This is a genomic window from Paenibacillus sp. BSR1-1 (assembly GCF_030403775.1).
Classification (GTDB): domain Bacteria; phylum Bacillota; class Bacilli; order Bacillales; family Cytobacillaceae; genus Neobacillus.
This window is the reverse complement of sequence record NZ_JAQMWQ010000019.1, coordinates 62,404-82,625: the sequence shown is the minus strand read 5'-3', so window position 1 is coordinate 82,625 and position 20,222 is coordinate 62,404. Positions and strand designations below refer to the sequence as shown.

Annotated in this window: 16 protein-coding genes; 10 read left to right on the top strand and 6 right to left on the bottom strand. The window is 36.6% G+C overall.

Going from position 1 to position 20,222, the window contains the following annotated elements:
• Position 1: 1 nt before the first annotated feature.
• From PH210_RS21930 to PH210_RS21920, 3 genes are all read right to left on the bottom strand, one after another.
• Positions 2 to 1,261 (bottom strand): ATP-binding protein, encoded by a 1,260-nt coding sequence (locus PH210_RS21930; RefSeq protein ID WP_289988511.1) that lies wholly within the window; start codon positions 1,259 to 1,261, stop codon positions 2 to 4.
• Between the two features lie 141 nt (positions 1,262 to 1,402).
• Complete coding sequence (locus tag PH210_RS21925) at positions 1,403 to 2,557, bottom strand: GGDEF domain-containing protein (RefSeq protein ID WP_289988510.1); 1,155 nt, start codon at positions 2,555 to 2,557, stop codon at positions 1,403 to 1,405.
• A gap of 138 nt (positions 2,558 to 2,695) precedes the next feature.
• Positions 2,696 to 3,355, bottom strand: coding sequence for an FMN-dependent NADH-azoreductase (locus tag PH210_RS21920; RefSeq protein WP_289988509.1), 660 nt, complete (start codon positions 3,353 to 3,355; stop codon positions 2,696 to 2,698).
• A gap of 390 nt (positions 3,356 to 3,745) precedes the next feature.
• On the opposite strand from PH210_RS21920, the gene PH210_RS21915 reads away from it, so the two are divergent.
• Together PH210_RS21915 and PH210_RS21910 are read left to right on the top strand one after the other, a co-directional pair.
• The gene (locus PH210_RS21915; RefSeq protein WP_289988508.1) at positions 3,746 to 5,164 is read left to right on the top strand and encodes an MFS transporter; all 1,419 of its coding nucleotides are present in this window, start codon (positions 3,746 to 3,748) and stop codon (positions 5,162 to 5,164) included.
• Between the two features lie 270 nt (positions 5,165 to 5,434).
• Positions 5,435 to 6,808 (top strand): glycoside-pentoside-hexuronide (GPH):cation symporter, encoded by a 1,374-nt coding sequence (locus PH210_RS21910; RefSeq protein ID WP_289988507.1) that lies wholly within the window; start codon positions 5,435 to 5,437, stop codon positions 6,806 to 6,808.
• A gap of 53 nt (positions 6,809 to 6,861) precedes the next feature.
• On the opposite strand, the gene PH210_RS21905 is transcribed toward PH210_RS21910, so the two are convergent.
• Positions 6,862 to 8,055, bottom strand: coding sequence for an ROK family transcriptional regulator (locus PH210_RS21905; protein WP_289988506.1), 1,194 nt, complete (start codon positions 8,053 to 8,055; stop codon positions 6,862 to 6,864).
• 209 nt (positions 8,056 to 8,264) lie between these two features.
• Here PH210_RS21905 and uxaC point away from each other — a divergent pair, with 209 nt between their 5' ends.
• The 7 genes from uxaC to PH210_RS21870 all read left to right on the top strand — a co-directional run bounded on the left by uxaC (position 8,265) and on the right by PH210_RS21870 (position 16,212).
• Positions 8,265 to 9,668 (top strand): glucuronate isomerase, encoded by a 1,404-nt coding sequence (uxaC, locus tag PH210_RS21900; RefSeq protein WP_289988505.1) that lies wholly within the window; start codon positions 8,265 to 8,267, stop codon positions 9,666 to 9,668.
• A 51-nt stretch (positions 9,669 to 9,719) separates the two neighbouring features.
• Positions 9,720 to 11,132, top strand: a complete 1,413-nt coding sequence (gnd, locus tag PH210_RS21895; RefSeq protein ID WP_289988504.1) for an NADP-dependent phosphogluconate dehydrogenase — start codon at positions 9,720 to 9,722, stop codon at positions 11,130 to 11,132.
• Between the two features lie 203 nt (positions 11,133 to 11,335).
• The gene (locus PH210_RS21890; RefSeq protein WP_289988503.1) at positions 11,336 to 12,232 is read left to right on the top strand and encodes an AraC family transcriptional regulator; all 897 of its coding nucleotides are present in this window, start codon (positions 11,336 to 11,338) and stop codon (positions 12,230 to 12,232) included.
• Complete coding sequence (locus PH210_RS21885) at positions 12,232 to 13,119, top strand: sugar phosphate isomerase/epimerase family protein (RefSeq protein WP_289988502.1); 888 nt, start codon at positions 12,232 to 12,234, stop codon at positions 13,117 to 13,119. Before PH210_RS21890 ends, PH210_RS21885 begins: the two co-directional genes overlap by 1 nt.
• Before the next feature lie 2 nt (positions 13,120 to 13,121).
• The gene (locus tag PH210_RS21880) at positions 13,122 to 14,282 is read left to right on the top strand and encodes a Gfo/Idh/MocA family protein (RefSeq protein ID WP_289988501.1); all 1,161 of its coding nucleotides are present in this window, start codon (positions 13,122 to 13,124) and stop codon (positions 14,280 to 14,282) included.
• 64 nt (positions 14,283 to 14,346) lie between these two features.
• Positions 14,347 to 15,351, top strand: a complete 1,005-nt coding sequence (locus PH210_RS21875; RefSeq protein ID WP_289988500.1) for a Gfo/Idh/MocA family protein — start codon at positions 14,347 to 14,349, stop codon at positions 15,349 to 15,351.
• A gap of 3 nt (positions 15,352 to 15,354) precedes the next feature.
• On the top strand, positions 15,355 to 16,212 hold the full coding sequence (locus PH210_RS21870; protein WP_289988499.1) for a sugar phosphate isomerase/epimerase family protein: 858 nt from the start codon (positions 15,355 to 15,357) through the stop codon (positions 16,210 to 16,212).
• A 338-nt stretch (positions 16,213 to 16,550) separates the two neighbouring features.
• Here PH210_RS21870 and PH210_RS21865 read toward each other — a convergent pair whose 3' ends face one another.
• Positions 16,551 to 17,459 (bottom strand): nuclease-related domain-containing protein, encoded by a 909-nt coding sequence (locus PH210_RS21865; protein ID WP_289988498.1) that lies wholly within the window; start codon positions 17,457 to 17,459, stop codon positions 16,551 to 16,553.
• Between the two features lie 109 nt (positions 17,460 to 17,568).
• Positions 17,569 to 18,738 carry an ROK family transcriptional regulator gene (locus PH210_RS21860; RefSeq protein ID WP_289988497.1) on the bottom strand — a complete coding sequence of 390 codons (1,170 nt, stop codon included), beginning with the start codon at positions 18,736 to 18,738 and terminating at the stop codon, positions 17,569 to 17,571.
• Positions 18,739 to 18,947: 209 nt separating this feature from the next.
• On the opposite strand from PH210_RS21860, the gene PH210_RS21855 reads away from it, so the two are divergent.
• Entirely contained in the window at positions 18,948 to 20,216 is a 1,269-nt protein-coding gene (locus tag PH210_RS21855) for a nickel pincer cofactor-dependent isomerase, group 22 (RefSeq protein ID WP_289988496.1), read from the top strand.
• Positions 20,217 to 20,222 lie beyond the last annotated feature (6 nt).

The following is a 20,222-nucleotide window of genomic DNA, read 5'->3' as shown; positions in this document are numbered from 1 at the left end:
TTTATTCATTTTTCATTAAGGTAGATATAGTTGGAAACTCAAAATGAAAGGTTGTTCCGACACCTAGCTCACTTTCGACCCAATTGTTCCCGTCCATTGCCCGAACAATGCTGTAGACAACCATCATTCCTAGGCCCGTGCCGTTTTTCCCTTTTGTCGAATAAAACGGTTCTCCTAACCGTTCAAGCTGTTCACTAGTCATGCCAATACCGGTGTCTTTTACTCGAATTGTTACATTGCTTTGGGTATATTCAGTAGTAATAGATAAATAGCCCCCATTTGGCATTGCTTCTATTCCATTTTTCAACACATTCACAAAGCATTGGCGAAATTTTTGTTGATCACCTTTGATGAAACCAATAACGGAAAAATCAGTCAAAATTTCTACAGAATTTTGATTAGCTAATGGTTGAAGAATATTAATAATCTGTCTTAGTTCACTTTTCACATTAAGTTCCTCAAACGTTTCTAATGAAGGCTTGGCAAACGTTAAATAATCCTGAATAACCCTTTCTGCTGATATTAATTCTTCTTTTACGATGGAGAGGTATTCTTTTCTTTTTTGCCTGGAAAGATAATCATCCTGCAGCAATTGGACAAAACCGCTTGCCGCTGTAAGAGGATTTCGAATTTCATGGGATATTGCTGCTCCCATTTGCTCAACTGCTTTTAATTTTTCCGCTTTTATGAGTTGCTGCCTCATTTCACTATTTCTTCTTACAAATTCAATTGAATAGGATATGATTCCAACTCCAAGAGGAGGAATCACTAAGTAAGCAAACAAAGCATCGAACAGGTTAGCATGAGTGTTCTCAAATTCCATTCCAAAAACCGTAAAAGCTCCAAGAATGATACCCATAACGACTGATATCAAAATGCGGCGAGCAGGAACTTGCCTTGAAAACCACGGATAAATCCTCCATAAAACAATACTAAGCGGGATATAAAGTAGTAATGTTTGATAAAAACCTAAATTAATCCCATAAAAAATCCTTAAAATAATAGTGGCCGCTATTAGAATAGGTCCAATTCCAACATAAAGTCCCCCGATTACCAAAGGTATGATTCTTAAATCATATCTGGCATAGGAAACCGGATTATAAGAAAACTGAATAAAAACCCAGAGAATAAAAATTGAAAATAGTATGATAAAAGGTTTAGATATATTTATCCTTTTGCTTTTTTCAAAAAAAATGACACAAAAAAATAGAAGAATAATTAAAATGGTGAGATTTAAGAAAAAGTGTTTCGTAATTTCCATTTACTTCACCGTCCATTAAAGGCCTTTAGGAAAATTTTACAGGTATTTTAGGGAAGATACAACAAAATTTGCATAATATTTCGAAAAAACACGACAAAAAAATAAAATCTATAAAAAAAGGGGAATGTTTTCACAAATCCCCTAGCGTAAAGATGAAACGGTGTTTCTTCCTTTAGTTTTGGATAAATAAAGAGCAGTGTCCGCTTTTTGAATTAATTCATTGGCATTAGATAAAGAATTTGGAACCATTGTAGCAATACCGATACTTATTGTGACAATATTGGCAATCTCTGAACTTGAATGAGCAATTTTCAGTGACTGAACGGTATCCAGAATAAGATGGGCAATTCTCTTGCCTTCCGTCTCAACGGCAGCAGGGAGGATAAGGGCAAACTCTTCACCGCCATATCGACAGAATGTATAGTTCAAATCAGAAGGAAACAAATCTTGAATGGCCTGGGCTATAGATTGTAAACAAAAATCCCCAGATAAATGACCATATGTATCATTGTATTTTTTAAAGTAATCTATATCGAACATGAGTAAAGAAATAGGTGAGTTTGTGGATATTGATTTGACCCAGTCAGTTTCTAGTGTTTGGTCAAAATATCTGCGATTGGCAATGCCGGTTAAACCATCCATAAAGGATAACCGATTCAAAAGCACATTGGCCTTATGCAATTTTTGTTCCGATTGCTTGAGTTTAATGACACTGATCTCAAGTTCTCTTTGTGCCTGATTTGATTTTGCAACATACTCTAAAAAATGATATGCAATAAATCCGCCGATTAAAGAAAATGTATAATGAACTACTAAAACATTCTTCAGGACCTGTAAGTCATGAATTCTAAGAAAAAAAATAAATGAAATGATCAATAATCCGAACAGGTTCATGACAACTGCTTTTGCTGATGGATGATATCTAAATTTGGAGATTAGGCCACAAACAATACCTGTTAAAAGTGCTCCAAAGGAAGGGAGAAGGGCGGCTTGATTAAAGTCAAAAAATACGATTCTACCAATTGCAATTAGCAGGGAAGCCAGTAAGGCGGGGATAAAGCCGCCGAAAATAGCTGCAATAATAATAGCAATGTGTCTTAAATCGGCGATAATATTCGTGCTAATATGGATGCTGAACACCATCAATATGTTGCCAAGCAAACCAAAGGAAAGTCCCCAATAAAGCTTTGTAGATAATGGGGCTGCTAAGGTTAAGGGCCTGTTTTTAAAAATTTGTCCCATAAGAGAAAAGGCCGCAACTAAAAATGCGGTATTTGTAACAAAATCTTTTAACATTTGATAACTCCTGGCCTGTAAAGTAAATGCTTCAGTTTATTCTTCTGATTATACTATAAATTAACTATTTTCGACAAAATTTGATAAAACCATACAAAAAAGAAACTTCTGGTAAAAAGGAAGTTTCTTTTTTGTAAACTATACAGCTAACGTTTTTTTAGCGAAATCCTTAGCAGCGATAATTGCTTTTTCTTTTGCAGCTGCCACTATTTCAGGAACCCTTTGAGGATATAGATCGAATCCCTCAGCAACAATAGTGTCCATTACCTCAATGCCGAGAAAACGCAAGGCAATTTTTAAATAACGGTCGCCAGATTCTAATTCCTGCATCGGGGTCCCAGTATATTGTCCCCCGCGTGTTTGAATATGAAGGGCTTTTTTATTGGCTAAAAGTCCTTTTGGACCATTCGGTGTATGTGCAAAGGTTTTGCCTGCAATAAAAAGATTATCAAGAAAAGCTTTTAAAACTGCTGGTGAATTTAAGTTCCACATGGGTGAAACAAAAACATAATAATCATACGTAATAAATTCATCTGCCAATGCATGCATCTTTAAAATTTTCTCTCTCTCAATCTCCGAAAGCTGGGCTAGTGTATAACCATAACCGGCTAATTTTCCGCGGGCAAATACCAGATCAGCATCCATTTGGGCAAAGTCCAAATTAAATAGATCCAAACTCTTTATTTCAATCCCCGGATGTTCCAAGTGAAAAGCTTTTAGGAAGGCTTCACCAATCTGTAGGCCTTTTGATTTTTCCAGCCCTTTAGGATTGGCTGTAATATAAAGTAACTTTTCCAAATAATCACGCCCTAACAACAAAAAATTAGTTTATTACCATTATTATAAAAAAAAATTCCTCGCTCAAAATTGAACATTAGGTGAAGTTCTTGAACAATTAGTGTCCAGTAAATGTCTATTTCCAATTAAATACAGAATATTTAAAATGGAAAAAAATTTTAATAGCGCTTTCAAAATATTATTGACGGAACCAAACAGTGGGTGATAAGATACAAATAACATTAATTAGTTTAGTAAACTAATTAATAAAATCTCGAGATTAAATTTTTTTAAAGTGAAATGAAAAGGGTTTCAAGTTTTTAAAAAGTCAGTTAATCGAAGAAAAAAGAATTAGAAGAATTTATTTTAAATTTTCCAAACAAAAATCAAACTAGTAATGGAGGGGTAAAGATGAATCAAAACGCTAAGCTTAAAGTAGAGGCACCAACAAGTGAACCAATGGCTGCAAAAACCAAGCCTTTTGGAATGAAAGATAAACTAGGTTATTTATTTGGTGATTTCGGGAATGATTTCTTCTTTATTTTAGTAGCTGCGTTCTTAATGGTGTACTATACAGACGTTTATGGTCTTAATCCGGCATTTGTTGGTACGCTGTTTTTAATTGCGCGATTATGGGACGCTGTAGCAGACGTTTCATGGGGCCGCTTTATTGATACTAGAAGAGCGGGTAAAAATGGAAAGTTTAGACCCTGGATTTTTAGAATGTCCTTTCCACTTGTGATCACTGGTGTATTAATGTTTGTTCACATTCCAGGCATGTCAACAGGATTTTATGAGGCTTATGCCTTTGTAACCTATATTTTATGGGGAACCTTATATAGTACTGTTAACATTCCTTATGGTTCAATGGCATCCGTTATTACAAGTGATCCTGTTGAGCGTACTAGCCTATCTAGCTTCCGTACTTTAGGTGGCAATTTAGCTGGTTTAATCATTAACGTTGTCGGTCCGATGATATTGTTTGTAAACAATAAAGCAGATGCCAATCATTTCTTATTAGGTGCAATTATTTTTGGAGTTCTTTCAATCGCATGTTATATGGCATGTTATAAATTGTCAGTTGAACGTATTGCCATGGATGAAACAGAAAAACCAAAAGTTAAATTAGGCCAAACCATAAAGGGTCTTGGAAAAAATAAGCCATTATTATGGATTTTAATCGCTTCTTTAACCTTTATGGTATGTTTCATGTTAATTGGTACAGTAAACGTGTACTTATTTAAAGATTATTTTGGCAATGCCAAAGCATTAAGTATGGTAGGACTTATTCAATCAGTAGCTGTATTTGTGGGAATGCCTTTAATTAAACCGTTAGTTGCTAAATTTGGTAAAAAAGAAGTGGCATCAGCAGGTATTTTACTTGCCGCAGTGGTTTATGGTGCGTTATATTTCTTGCCAAGCTTATCTGCAAATCAATTTATTGGAATTTTATCTATTGCTATGTTCGGTTATGGAATCTTTAACTTAGTAGTTTGGGCGTTTGTAACAGACGTTATTGATTATCATGAATATTTAACAGGATTACGTGAAGATGGAACCGTTTACTCAATCTATTCATTTGCGCGTAAAGTGGGTCAGGCTATTGCCGGCGGTCTTGGTGGTTATGCGATTGCGGCAGTTGGCTATAATGCAACTCTTAAAGCTCAATCACAAAGCACACTAGATGGTATTCATACATTAGGTACGCTAGTTCCGTTCATAGTCTTAATCGTGATTTTCTTAATTCTTGTCTTCTTATATCCATTAAATAAAGTTAAAACACAGCAGCTTGCGATTGATTTAGCAGAAAAAAGAAATTTTCAAAAGTAAATCAGTCCAATAATAATTAATAGGAAGGCTCCGATTACCGATTAAATGGTAATCGGAGCTTTTTTCGTTCATAAATTATACAAAATTTATATAACGCTTTCATTGACGAAAAGTGTCGAAGGTGCTATTATACAGTCATAGATAATTAGTAAGTTCATTAAACAAATTAATAGAAATCTGAAAATTTATTGGAGAATTTAGTTTTTTTTATTTAGTAATGAAAAGGGTTTCATAATTATTGTCTGTAAATGAGAAGGGAAGCGAAGAAGGATGGAAGCGACAGGCACAAAGAAACTGACATTAAAGGAGAAAGTGTCGTACGGTTTAGGGGATGTTGGAAATGGATTTATGTTCGATATGGGCCAATTATATTTGCTCAAATTTTATACGGATGTATTAGGGATCTCAGCGTATTGGGGCGGATTAGTATTTTTAATCTCTAAAATATTTGATGCGTTTGCCGATTCATCGGTTGGAGCATTTGTTGATAGACGAAACATAGGTAAACGCGGGAAATTTAGACCATTTATCTTGTTTGGATCAATTCCTTTAGCAATAATGACGGTAATTTCATTCTTAGCACCTGACTTCGCTGGTACAGGTAAAATTGTCTTTGCATTTGTAACCTACATGCTTTTCGGACTTGCTTATTCATTTGTCAATATTCCCTACGGTTCACTTGCAGCTTCCATGACTCAAGATTCTATCGATCGTGCCTCTCTTGGGTCATTTAGAGCAATTGGCAGCCAGTTTGCCATGTTAGTTTCCGGAATGACCGTTATTCCGATTGTTTCACATTTTCCGAATGAAAAGATAGGTTACACTGTGGGTATTGCAGTAATGGCTGCTATTGGAGTGATTTTCCATTACATTTGTTATCGTAATACGAGTGAGAATATTGTAAGAGAGCCAAAGGCGGATAAAGAAAAGATTCCTATGTCAAGATTATTTAAATTACTGTTAAGTAACAGACCGCTAATCGCCCTTTGTTTTGTATGTTTGTTTATGGTTGCAGCAAGCAATCTCCGCACAGCAGTACAGCTATACTATTTACAATATAATTTAAAAAATACAGGTCTTATAACACTACTATCTTTTACTAGTGTAGGAATTGCTGTTGTTGGTTCCTTTTTTATTCCAACTCTTGTTAAAAGATTTGGCAAGAAGAAAACATTCATTATTGGATTATTAATTGGTGTTGCTGCAGATGCTGCAAACTTTATTTTACCGGCTAATGTTCCAACATTTCTAGTATTATTATCAATCGGCAGTCTTGGATTAAGCTTTGCTCTTGGATTGCCATGGGTTATGGTTGCAGATACAATCGACTACCATGAATGGAAAACAGGAGAACGAACTGAAGGTGTTGTATATTCTTCTTATAGCTTCTTCCGTAAATTAGCACAAGCACTGGCTGGTTTTATACCTGGGGTAGCACTTGGATTAATTGGCTATGTTCCAAATGTACAACAAACAGCTGAAACCTTATTGGGAATTAAAGGCTTAATGTTCCTTGTCCCTGCGGCATTCAACTTAATTGCTTGTGTGATTTTAATTGTTGTCTATAATTTAACTGATGAAAAATACAAAAATATTGTAGAGGAATTAAAAGTAAAGAATTATGAAAAATTAAAAAGTGCATAATAAAGAACCCCTTTCAACTTTATTGCTGAAAGGGGTTCTTACTTTTGAAAAGCCTAAGTGATTGCGCTTTCATTTTGTGTGGTTTGCTGGTCATAGGATAAATTCAGCATAGGCACATCTAAAAAATGTTTAATTGCAAGGGCACACGCACCGAGAACACATGATTTTTTTCCGATATGAGATAAGGTTAACTCCCGATAGTGGCTGATGGAGGAATTTAGTTTTTCCTTAATTTTTGTTAAAGAGTCTGGATACATCCGCAATAATTCACTATCAAGGACAAGCACTTCTGGGTTATACATATTTATCATATTATTTAAACCGATAGCAAGATAATAAATGAATTGCTCCATTATTTCGTGAACTTCTTGATCACCTTCATCAAGCCAGTTCTGAATTTGGTCATAGGTTAAATTCTTAATGTTCCTTTTTTCAGAAAGAAATTCAAAAATCCTTGATTCTGACGAGTATTTTTCCCAGCAGCCTTTATTCCCGCAATTACAAGGTCTGCCATCAGGCACAATAATCATATGACCTGCTTCACCTGCAAAACCGTCATGCCCCCGAAAAAAATCATTTTTCATCATCATTCCGAGGCCAATTCCGGAGTAAAGGGATGCACTTAAAAGATTTTCTGTTTCGTGGTGAAAAAATACACGCTCTGCAAAGGAAGAGAGATTTGCGTTGTTTTCAATGTAGATTGGAATATTAATCTGTCTTTCCAAATCACCTTTGAGGTCAAGGTCGTTCCAATGCAGGCGTGGAACATAATGAATTATCTCATCTTTTGCCACAAGACCATGGATTGCAATGACAATCCCCACAATACCATAACGACTATCGGAGTGTAGTGCCACATATTGTTTAATTTGGTCAATTAATAGTGGAAGAATCTCAGAATATTCAATTGTGTTTATTTCAATAAAATTTGAAGAGATAGGTTGTCCTGCAAGATTCGAAAGGGTAAAAGAAATTTGCCCATAATCAAGGTCAATGCCTAGGGCATACCCTGCTTGGCCATCTAAAGAAAGCATAATCGGCTTCCTGCCGACTGAATTGTGTTCCAGCTGTGTTTCAATAATAAGCCCTTCTTCTAATAAGTCAGCCACCTGCGCTGAGATGGTTGCTCTTGTTAAGGCTGTAACTTTGGATAAATCAGCCCTCGAAATCATACCTTCCTTGACAATTTCTCGAATAATCAAGGAGCGGTTGATTTTTTTTATATAAGCCGCATCACCGGTAATCATTAAAATCCTCCATTTCACGCAGATCATTTAAATATATTCCTATTATAACAGGTTATTTCAATTTATTCATAAACTGTTAATTGACTAAACAAAATAATCGTGATAAATTAGGAGTGTAATTAATTTGTTCACTAAACAAATTAAATTAAAAAGAACACTTTATTTTTTTTATAAACATTGTAAGGGTTTACAGATATGGAGGGGACCTTATGAAAGCCTTTTTAGACAAATATTTTTTACTTAATACAGAAACAGCCGTACAACTTTATGAAAATGCTGTTACTGGATTGCCGATTTTTGATTTCCACTGCCATTTAAATCCACAAGAGGTTTGGGAGAACAAGCCTTATGAAAATATTACACAGGTATGGCTAGGCGGGGACCATTATAAATGGCGATTAATGCGAATGCATGGTATTAGTGAACGTTACATCACTGGGGATGCAAGTGATTGGGAGAAATTTGCTGCTTGGGCTGAAACAGTTCCATCTATAATTGGAAATCCGCTTTATCATTGGACACATATGGAATTGAAAATGTTTTTTGGAATTGAAAAAAACCTTAGCCCGGAAACAGCCCGTGAAATTTACGACGAATGTAATGAAAAGTTAAAGCAGCCGGATTTTAGACCAAGAGCTTTTATCGAACGTTCTAATGTGAAATTTATCGGTACCACAGATGATCCAGTTTCAACACTTGAATACCACAAATTATTAAAAAATGATGATTCCTTTAAAGCAATTATTGCACCGACATTCCGACCTGATGGAGCACTTTTTATTGAACGCCCTACCTTTGGAGCTTGGATTAAAAAGTTAAGTGAAGTTTCTGAGATTGAGGTTAATTCCTTAGACACCTTTTTACAGGCATTAAAGCATCGTGTTGATTTCTTCCATGAAAATGGCGGACGGGCATCTGACCATGATATTCAAAAAATGGAATATGTAGAAACCACAATGGAAGACGTAGAAAAAATCTTTAATAAGCGTATAAGCGGAGAGCAGCTATCTAATAATGAATTAGTGAGCTACCGTGCTTTCTTATTGAAAGAACTAGGAAAAATGTATGCTGCAAAACAATGGGTTATGCAGCTTCATATGGGAGCACTAAGAAATAACAATTCTAGAATGAAAGAACTTATAGGTCCAGATACAGGCTTTGACTCTGTTGGTGAGGCAAATTTTGCTGAAGGATTGTCTCGATTCCTGGATGCTCTTGACAAAGAGAATGCTTTGCCAAGGACAGTTTTGTTTAATCTAAATGCTAAAGATAATGTAGTTCTTGCAGGAATGATGGGGAACTTCTATGAAGAAGGTATTCCAGGGAAAGTTCAATTAGGTTCCGGCTGGTGGTTCCTCGACCATATTGATGGTATGGAAAAGCAAATGAAGGATTTTGCTAACGTTGGACTACTTAGTCATTTCATTGGCATGTTGACCGATTCTCGCAGCTTCCTTTCATATGCCCGCCACGACTATTTCCGACGAATTCTTTGTAACATTTTAGGTGAATGGGTGGAAAAAGGCTTAGCACCAAATAATATGGCATTCCTGGAGCAGATGGTAAGGAATATCGGCTATTACAATGCTGAAAAATACTTTTTACAACGATAAAAAGGTACAATTATAAAAGATAATATATCTAAGAAAGCGGAGGGATTAGAGATGTCGAAACAACAAATTGGTGTTGTTGGTTTAGCTGTAATGGGGAAAAACCTGGCTCTAAATATTGAAAGCAGAGGCTATTCTGTTGCAGTCTTTAACCGTTCATACGAGAAAACAGAAGAGTTTTTAAAGAATGAAGCCGAAGGTAAAAACTTTGTTGGTGCCCACACTGTCGAAGAGTTTGTCAATTCACTAGAAAAGCCTAGAAAAATCTTATTGATGGTAAAGGCTGGAACAGCAACAGATGCTACGATCGATTCGCTTAAACCTTACCTTGAAGAGGGAGATATCCTGATCGATGGCGGAAATACCTTCTTCCAGGATACGATTAGACGAAATAAGGATCTTGAAACAGCAGGGTTCCATTTTATTGGTACAGGTGTTTCCGGAGGGGAAGAAGGAGCATTAAAGGGCCCTGCCATCATGCCAGGCGGTAAAGAAGAAGCTTATGAGCTTGTCAAACCTATTTTTGAAGCCATTTCTGCGAAAGTTAACGGAGACCCTTGCTGTACTTATATTGGACCTAATGGCGCAGGGCATTATGTGAAAATGGTTCATAATGGCATTGAATACGGCGATATGCAATTAATTTGTGAAGCATATTTTATATTGAAAAATGTCCTTGGCTTGAATGCGGAAGAACTTCATGAAGTGTTTGCAGAATGGAATAAAGGAGAATTAGACAGTTATTTAATCGAAATTACAGCAGATATTTTTACAAAGGTTGACGAAGAAACAGGCAAACCTCTAGTAGAAATGATCTTAGATACGGCCGGACAAAAAGGCACAGGAAAATGGACAAGCCAAAATGCCTTAGATCTTGGAGTACCGCTGCCAATCATTACTGAATCAGTCTTTGCCCGCTTTATTTCAGCCATGAAAGAAGAGCGAATTAAAGCAAGTAAAATCTTGAATGGCCCAGCAATAAAGCCATTTGACGGGAATAAAGAAGAGCTGATTGAAGCGGTTCGAAAAGCCTTATATATGAGTAAAATTTGCTCCTATGCACAAGGATTCGCTCAAATGCGCTCTGCATCGGAGGAGTACGAATGGAATCTTCAATATGGAAATATCGCAATGATTTTCCGAGGCGGGTGTATCATTCGTGCCCAATTCCTGCAAAAAATTAAGGATGCTTATGACCGTGAACCACAATTAGCTAATTTGTTATTAGATCCATATTTTAAGGAAATCGCAGAAAGCTATCAGAAGGAATTACGTCAAGTTCTGGCTGTGGCGATTGAACGCGGTATTCCTGTGCCGTCATTCGCAAGTGCGATTGCCTATTATGACAGCTATCGGACTGAAACTCTTCCAGCGAACTTGCTTCAGGCACAACGTGACTACTTTGGTGCTCACACGTATCAACGTATCGATAAAGATGGCGTTTTCCATACAAACTGGATGGAATAATCTTATCCGCCAAAAGGGACAAAACTTATCAATGGTTTTGTCCTTTTTTACTGAAATTAACATATAAAAAGCAATCTCAGTCAAAAATATTTAATAATTAAGCAGTTTTAGAGAATGATTTTCATCTATATTTTTAATAAAATTAAAGTATGTTAAGTTAACAAACAAATTTTGTTAGCGCTTACTCAAAAGGGTATGAGATCATGAAATTAATGAATGAGTGGATTAACGCTTTTTATCGAGTGCGGGGGGTAGAATCTAATACCTTTCAATTTCATTCACATCAGGAATATGAGATTTACTTTTTTCATTCTGGAGATTGTAAGTATTTAATTAACAATCGAATTTATGAATTGCAGCCGGGAGATATTATCCTTCTGGATGGTTTAACCTTGCATAAACCAAATCCTAGGCCTGGCAGCACGTATACCAGGAGCATGCTTCATTTTTCCCCTACATGGTTAGATGAGATTTTGTCAGTATTAGGAATGCCTTATTTGTTAGACCCATTTAAAAAACTAAATAATTATTTGCTCCGTACTGGGTATGATGAATCAGGGCAATTGGTCGAAGGAAGAATCAAGAAAATTGCCGGTCTAATCGCAGAAACGGATGAGGAAAAACAGCGAACTGGTCATAAATGTGAACCCATTGAAGCAGAAATAAGGCTTGAACTTATTCAATTATTATTAGGAATTTATAAAATGAGTCAAAAGGATTTGGCTCAGCTCCCGAGCAAAAAGGCAGAGAAAGAGATTCATGCCGAGTCTATTGCCTCTTGGATTAATGACCATTATTCCGAAAAGATAACATTGGACCGAATTGCCGCTAAACTGAATTTGAGTAAATATTATACTTCTCATGTCTTTAAGGAAGTGACAGGATTTACGATTATGGAGTATGTGATGGGCTGCCGTCTAAATCAAGTAAAGTACTTGCTGGAAATGGAACCTGACCGAACATTATCTGAGGTTGCTCGGGCAACAGGCTTTGAAAGTATGGCCCATTTCAGTCGTTTCTTTAAAGAAAAAGCAGGGATGACGCCGTCCAATTATCGAAAAAATAAACGAATTAATGTAAAACAGGAGGATTTAAATTAATGAATAAGGATTTATTGATTTCTGGCTTTTCCGATGAAATCTCCTCTGATTTTGATACCCAGCTTGAGGTTGTTGCAAACCTGGGCATGCGTTATCTTTCACTGCGTGGAATTGATGGGAAAAATATTGGCGACTTTTCTGTTGCCGAAATCAAAGAAAATGTACAGCCTCGTTTACAAAAAGCCGGAATAGGCGTTTCTTCTATCGGATCACCGCTCGGAAAGATCTTTATCAACGATGAAGAGGGTTTTGCCAAACAAAAGGTGATGCTTGAGGAGCTTTGCAAAATTAGTAATTTGCTAGATTGCAAGTATATCCGCATTTTCAGCTTTTATATTCCAAAGGGCGAGGAAGCTGATACCTTTCGAGAGGATGTAATCAGTAAGTTAAAGCAGTTCGCTGCAATTGCTGCTGAAAATAATGTCATTTTATTACATGAAAATGAGAAAGACATATTCGGCGATATTGCACGACGCTGCCATGAAATTTTGAAAGCGGTTGAATCTCCAAACTTTAAGGCGATTTTTGACTTTGCAAACTTTGTACAATGCGGTGAGGACACTCAAGCTTTCTACGACTTACTTAAGGATGAAGTCATTTATATACACATTAAGGATGCTGTTTCATCTGATAAAGAAAATGTTGTCTGCGGAACAGGAGAAGGGAAAATTCCTGAACTTCTTTCTCAATTCATTAAATCAGGTTATAAAGGCTTCTTAACTCTTGAGCCGCATTTGGTACTTTTTGATTCGTTAAAGGATTTAGAGCTCGAAGACGCTATTCAAATTATCAAGGATAATAAAGGACTCGATGGTGCTGGCGGTTACCAGCTACAATATGAAGCGCTATTAGAAATTCTAAATAAAATTGAAAGCGGGGAAATGTAATTATGGCAAACGTACGATTGGGAATTATTGGTTTAGGTGCTCAAGGCGGTGCATATGCAGGTTTCATTGCAGACGGCAAAGTGAAAAATATGGTTATCGGTGCCATTTGTGATACTGATCCTGCTAAAAAGCAATTGGCACAGGAAAAGTATCCTGATGTCCCATTCTATGATAATTATATTGAAATGTTAGAAAGTGGCACTGTTGATGCTGTTGTTACATGTGTACCTCACTATTTACACCCAGAAATGGGAATTGAATCGTTAAAGAGAGACATCCATGCATTAGTTGAAAAACCAGCTGGTGTTTATACAAAACAGGTTCAAGAGTTAAATGATTTTGCTGCAACTAAGCCAGAGGTTAAGTTTGGAATCATGTTTAACCAACGGACAAATCCTCTTTATCAAAAAGTAAAAGAAATTATTGATAATGGTGAAATTGGTAATATCCGCCGTACAAACTGGGTCATTACTACTTGGTGGAGACCACAAGGCTATTACAACCAAAGTGAATGGAGAGCAACCTGGGGCGGCGAAGGCGGTGGTGTTCTTGTAAACCAGGCACCACACCAAATCGATTTGCTTCAATGGATCTGCGGGATGCCGAAAAAAGTTTACTCCAACGTAAAATATGGATACCAAAGAGATATCGTAGTAGAAGATGAAGTAACAGCTGTACTTGACTATGGAAATGGTGCTACGGGGGTATTTGTAACTTGTACACATGATGTTGTCGGGACGGACCGCTTTGAAATCTTAGGAGATAAAGGGAAAATTGTTGTTGATGACAGCAAAAAGGTAACAATTAAACGTCTTGTTAAACCAGAAAAAGAAATGAGTGCTACCATGAACATGCAAGATGTAATGAAAATTTTCATGGGCGGAAATGCGGATGATATTTTCACAGAGGAAGTGCTTGAGTTTGGCAGTGTTTGGGGCGCACAGCACATTGCGGTATTAGAAGATTTTGCTTCTGCTATTGTAGAAGGTACTCCACTATTAGCGCCAGGCAGTGATGGTATCAATGGTGTTAGACTTGCAAATGCAATTCATCTTTCAAGCTGGTTAGGAAAAGAAGTAGAAGTACCATTTGATGAAAATTTATTCCTGGAAGAATTAAATAAGAGAATTGCTGAAGAAGGTAAATATCCTGTAAGAGGCTAATCTATCATAATAAACGAACTCATCGCTGAAAGGCTTTGAGTTCGTTTTAAAGAGGGGAATAGTTATGCTAAAAGCAGCGTTAATTGGGCTTGGTGATATCTCCAAAATTCATTTGCCTGCAATTAAAGAAAACCCAAATGTAGAACTGACAGCGGTATGTGATGTAAATGAAGACTTAAGAACTCTTGTACCGGAAGCTCGCTTTTATACTGACTACCAAGACATGCTGGAATCAGAAGCTCTTGATGTTGTCCATATTTGCCTGCCTCATTACCTGCACAATCCAGTTACAAAGACCTGTATCGAAAATGGCGTCCATGTGTTTCTTGAAAAGCCGCTTGGATTGAATACAGAGGAGGCACTCGAGATCGTTAATCTGGAGGAAGCACATCAGGAGGTAAAGGTTTGTATCTGCTTCCAAAACAGATATAATGAGTCGTTTGAAATGCTCCAAAAAATGGCGCTTAGCGGCGAATATGGAAAGATAGTTGGAATTAAAGGGATTGTCGCTTGGTATAGACCGAAATCTTATTATGACGTAAAGCCATGGCGAGGACAGATGGAATATGCCGGCGGCGGTGTCATGATCAATCAGGCACTTCATACGCTAGACTTGATGCAATTACTTGGCGGTAAAATCGAGTCCATTCGCGGAAGTCTTGATCAACTGCTTGATTATGGAATTGAAGTAGAAGACACTGCATCAGCACGGATTAATTTTGAAAACGGCGTCACGGGGTTGTTCTTAGCTACAAACGCAAATGCAGAAAATTCAAGTGTCGAACTTGAAATGATTTTCGAAAAAGGTAAATTTACGATTAAAGATAGCATCTTAACTCGGATAACTGAAAATGGGGAAAAGGAAGAATTAGCAGAAGATGCAAAGCTTCCTGGATCTAAATTTTATTATGGTGCGAGCCATGTTAAGTTAATTCATCAATTCTATCAATGTATTGAACAAGGTACGGAAAATTATGTTCATGCTAAGGATGCTTTTCCAGCAATTCAAATAATCGATGCTATCCGAAAATCATCAGATTCGAAGCAAGCAATTCAATTGGAGGGATAACGAATGAATAAAGGTAAAATTGGCGTGCAGATGTTTAATCTTAAAAATAAAATTATTGAGTTAGGCGCATATGAAACGTTAAGAAAAATAAAAGAGCTTGGATTCAATGCTGTTGAGGTTACACAAATTCAAATGACAGAGGAAAATGTCGCGGAGCTTAGAAGGGCAAGTGTGGATTTTGATATTAAAATCGCTTCGATTTCAGCTCCATTAGACACTATGCCAGGAATGCCAGGGGAGTCATTGGCAAAGGACTTTGATAAAATCGTCAATGATTGCAGAATCCTTGATTGTAACTTCATCCGAATCGGGATGATGCCAATTACATTAATGGGCCAAAAGGATAAAGTGATGGAATATATACACACGGCAGAAGAAATGGCTGAGCGATTGGCGGAATATGGAATTGAACTCTATTATCATAACCATCATATTGAATTTGAGAAATATGATAATGAATGTCTGCTAGATATTATGAAAAATAATACAACAAAACTTGGTTTTGAGTTAGATGTTCATTGGGCTCAAAGAGGCGGTGAGAATCCGATCAATGTTATTAAGAGATTTGCAGGACGTGTCTCCTTAATTCACTTAAAGGATTACCGGATTGGTCATATGGATTTAACAGCCGATGATTTTAAAGATATGGGTAAGTTTATGCAGAAATTCACGAATATTATTGAATTTGCAGAGCTTGGCCAAGGGAACCTTGATATCAAAGGGATTATTGATGCTGGAGTTGAGAGCGGGGTTCAATATTATTTAATTGAACAAGATGATACTTATGGACGAGATCCATTTGATTGTCTTAAAGAATCAGCTGACTACCTAAGAGAAATAGGCTACGGAGATTGGTTTTAAGAATGTAAGAGGCAGCTGCGATGCAGCTGCCTTTGTGTATATGCTCTGATTTTAAATAGGCGATTGAGGACAAAACTAGGATGGAAACCATTTGAAATGTCCTCAATATAGGGTCTTGGGGACAAAACTAGTAAAAAATGCAATAGAAATGTCCTCAATAACGGGTCTTGGGGACAAAACTAGTTAAAAAATCAATTGAAATGTCCTCAATAACGGGTCTTGGGGACAAAACTAGTAAAAAAATCAATTGAAATGTCCCCAATAATGGCTCTTAGGGACAAAACTAGTAAAAAATGCAAAAGAAATGTCCTTAATAAGTTTATAAAAATTATTTGTAATCAATACTCGAAATAAGCCCATTGTCCAACACCGACAATTTTAAAGTTTTTCTCTAAAATCCTGCGAATTCTTTTTTTTGACTCCACAACCCCACACCATTCATGAATAACATTAGTAGAAATTTTTCGATCAGGAAAAAGAAGCACATATTCCCGTACGCATCGCATAACAGCAACTGTTACCAATTCTTCATGCCCACAATCTCCACACACACATTTCTTTCCAGTGACAGAAATCGAAAACGAGTTGCATAAAGCACATGTAAGCCCCTTCCGAACATCATCATATTTATAGGGAGGTAATATCGTATAAGGATTTTCTTCAATATGAAGTGACATTAGTTTGTCAGCAAGTTTTTCCTGCCGGGTAGTTAGTATCGATGGCGTCAAATCTAATTTTTTTAAATAACTATTTACTAGTGTTGGAAGAATAACAGGCTTATCTAGTGGTGCTTGGTATAGAGTGAACTCAGGATTGATAAATACAACCTTGCCTTCAATGGGGAATTGATAACCTTCATGATGCAGTAATTGGCGGAGTAGTGATTCGCTTCGGTTCAATTGAACTAGGGGATCACTATATTCAGTTTTGGGCTTTTTGTATAACCTCTCATCTTCATAAAAATACTCACCCTCATAATTTTTCACTTCGTAAACATGCATATTCTCTGAAATTATTATCAGTGTATCGATTTGGAACGTGGAGTTGTTTACTTTGAATAACAAGTCGTTTAAGATCGTGCATTCACACTGTAACTTCGCAGTTAATGTATCAAACATTACTTCACCTTCGTAACCCTTTTTAAGGCTGTAATAACGTTGCTGATCTTTTTCAGCAAGCGTCATTCGTGTGTTCAAGGATCCTAAAATTCTTAATTCTTTGGATTTAATACGATTCTTCTTTGCCATGTGACACTTCCTTATGTTTTTGATCACTCCGAGTCCATTTTATAAAATAAAACCGACTCGGCTTGTCAAAAAAGTGAAGAGTTTGTTAATTTATCGAAAGAATCGCTCGTTATCCATGATCAACCAAAGACAAATTTAGTTCTGGCACCTCTAAAAACTTCTTAATCGCCATCGCGCAAGCGCCTAAGATACAAGCCTTTTTTCCGAAATCTGAAATTACCAGTTCACGATAGTGACCAACTGAAGAGTTCAAATGATTTTTTAATTCAAAAACAGCTTCAGGAAACAATCGGAGAAGTTCGCTATTAATAACCACAATCTCAGGATTATATAGATTTATAATATTATTAAGGCCGCCGGCTAATACTTTAATAAATTGTTTTATTAGATAACAAGTAGCACAATCCCCATTGTTAATCCAATCTTTCAATTCTTCATAGCTAATGGCGTCTATTTGTTTTATCTCAGCTAATCGCCTAATAAAACTGGCTTCAGAAGCATATTGTTCAAAACAGCCTTTTTTCCCGCAGCTGCACAATTTTCCTTCTGGAACAACAATCATATGTCCTATTTCTCCTGCATAACCATGGTATCCTTTTATTAATTCTTTATTAACCATCAGTCCCAGACCAATTCCAGAATACAGACTAACAGATAACAAATTTTCACTTTGATGGTGTTTATAGACGATTTCAGAAAACGAGCACAAATTTGCGTTATTTTCGATAAATATATTGACACCGGTTTCATTTTTCAAATCATTTTTTAAATTTTTGTTACGCCATTGGTGGTGGGGGACGAAGTAGATGATTTCATCGTTATTCACAATACCGTGAATTCCAATCACTACACCAATCAGTCCATAGCGGGTATTGGAATATTTTCCTTTATAATCTTTAATATACCTTGATAATAAAAAGAGAATCTCATTATAATCATTGGTTTGAAGCGCAAGTGTTTCCGTAGAAATAGGCCTGCCGCATAAGTCTGATAACGTAAAAGTTATGGTAGATTTATCAAGGTCAATTCCTAAGGAAAATCCAGCATTCTGATTAATCGAAAGCATTATTGGCTTTCTGCCAAGATTTTTATGCTCCTTGGGTGTTTCGATAATTAACTCTTCAGCTAATAAATCAGCTGCCTGAACAGAGATTGTTGCTTTATTTAAGCCAGTTATTTTCGCTATATCTGAACGAGAAACCCTCCCGTGCTCAATAATTTTGCTAAGGATTAAGGAACGATTGATTTTTTTAATGTAAGCTGCATCCCCAGTAAGCATAAATTTCTCCTTTAATAACATATTTATTGACGTTTTTGAGGCATAATGATATTATACAGGTAATTAGTTTGTTTGGTAAACAAATTAAAATGAATAAATTTATAAATCGCCTTAAAAATGAAAGGGATTTCAAGTAACTGACAAAGTAATTACATGGAATATAATCCCGCGAGGAACACTTTAAACAATGAAAAGGAGTGAATATATCCATGGGTATTCTGCAAGAATTAGTTAAAGATATTCCAATTCCGAAGATGGCCAAAGTAAGAGTAAATTTTGATGATACGAAAATTGAAAACCTTGAAAAAGAACTAGAAGAAAAATTACAACGAGAAAAAATCCAGAAACAAATTAAACCTGGAATGGAAATTGCGATTGCTGTCGGCAGCAGAGGGCTTGATCGCCTTGTTGAACTTACGGCAGTAACCGTGAAATTTTTAAAAGAATTAGGAGCCGAACCCTTTATTGTGCCAAGTATGGGAAGCCATGGCGGTGCGACTGCAGAAGGACAGAGAGAAGTGTTAGCGCATCTTGGCGTCACCGAGGAAAGTGTTGGCTGTGAAATTCGCTCATCGATGGAAGTTGTAAAGATTAGCGAACTGCCAAACGGTCTGCCAGTATATGTGGATAAATATGCTTCAGATGCTGATGGAATCGTAGTGATTAATCGGGTGAAACCCCATACCGCCTTTAGGGGCCCAGTTGAAAGCGGCATCATGAAGATGATCAGTATTGGTTTAGGGAAACAAAAAGGGGCAGAAGCATGTCATCAAATGGGGTTTAAGTATATGGCTGAAAATGTACCGGCCATGGCCAAGATTATCATGGAAAAAACACCATTCCTTTTTGGCGTTGCTTCGGTTGAAAATGCATTTGACAGGGTAGCCATTGTTGATGTGTTAACACCAGATGAGATTATTGAAAAAGAACCAGATTTACAGAAACAAGCCAAAGCCTTATTGCCAAAATTGTTTTTTGATCAAATAGATGTCTTGGTGATTGATGAAATTGGTAAAAATATTTCGGGTGATGGAATGGACCCAAATATCACTGGCCGCTATCCAACACCTTATGCGTCAGGTGGTCCCGATGTAAGCAAGATGGTCGTGCTTGATGTCACTCGAGAGTCAGAGGGAAATGCCAATGGTGTTGGAACTGCAGATTTTACCTGTCAGCGCCTTGTTGACAAAATGGATTTAGAAGGAACCTATGCCAATGGGTTGACTTCTACTGTTGTCGCTCCTACAAAAATTGCAACAACCTTACCTAATGATAAACAGACCATTCAAGCAGCCATAAAAACATGTAATATCTTAGATTTTACAACTGTCAAACTCGTACGGATTAAAAATACATTAAAGCTTAGTGAAATTGAAGTATCTGAACCATTGCTTGAGTATATAAAAAATCATCCAAATATGGAGCAAATATCAGAAGTCTATGAGTTTCCTTTTGAGGAGAACGGAAATTTATTCTAGAGTATA

Coding starts and splice junctions, on each gene's coding strand:
- PH210_RS21930 (WP_289988511.1), bottom strand. CDS start 1,261: ATGGAAATTACGAAACACTTTTTCTTAAATCTCACCATTTTAATTATT.
- PH210_RS21925 (WP_289988510.1), bottom strand. CDS start 2,557: ATGTTAAAAGATTTTGTTACAAATACCGCATTTTTAGTTGCGGCCTTT.
- PH210_RS21915 (WP_289988508.1), top strand. CDS start 3,746: ATGAATCAAAACGCTAAGCTTAAAGTAGAGGCACCAACAAGTGAACCA.
- PH210_RS21910 (WP_289988507.1), top strand. CDS start 5,435: ATGGAAGCGACAGGCACAAAGAAACTGACATTAAAGGAGAAAGTGTCG.
- PH210_RS21905 (WP_289988506.1), bottom strand. CDS start 8,055: ATGATTACCGGTGATGCGGCTTATATAAAAAAAATCAACCGCTCCTTG.
- uxaC (WP_289988505.1), top strand. CDS start 8,265: ATGAAAGCCTTTTTAGACAAATATTTTTTACTTAATACAGAAACAGCC.
- gnd (WP_289988504.1), top strand. CDS start 9,720: ATGTCGAAACAACAAATTGGTGTTGTTGGTTTAGCTGTAATGGGGAAA.
- PH210_RS21890 (WP_289988503.1), top strand. CDS start 11,336: ATGAAATTAATGAATGAGTGGATTAACGCTTTTTATCGAGTGCGGGGG.
- PH210_RS21885 (WP_289988502.1), top strand. CDS start 12,232: ATGAATAAGGATTTATTGATTTCTGGCTTTTCCGATGAAATCTCCTCT.
- PH210_RS21880 (WP_289988501.1), top strand. CDS start 13,122: ATGGCAAACGTACGATTGGGAATTATTGGTTTAGGTGCTCAAGGCGGT.
- PH210_RS21875 (WP_289988500.1), top strand. CDS start 14,347: ATGCTAAAAGCAGCGTTAATTGGGCTTGGTGATATCTCCAAAATTCAT.
- PH210_RS21870 (WP_289988499.1), top strand. CDS start 15,355: ATGAATAAAGGTAAAATTGGCGTGCAGATGTTTAATCTTAAAAATAAA.
- PH210_RS21865 (WP_289988498.1), bottom strand. CDS start 17,459: ATGGCAAAGAAGAATCGTATTAAATCCAAAGAATTAAGAATTTTAGGA.
- PH210_RS21860 (WP_289988497.1), bottom strand. CDS start 18,738: ATGCTTACTGGGGATGCAGCTTACATTAAAAAAATCAATCGTTCCTTA.
- PH210_RS21855 (WP_289988496.1), top strand. CDS start 18,948: ATGGGTATTCTGCAAGAATTAGTTAAAGATATTCCAATTCCGAAGATG.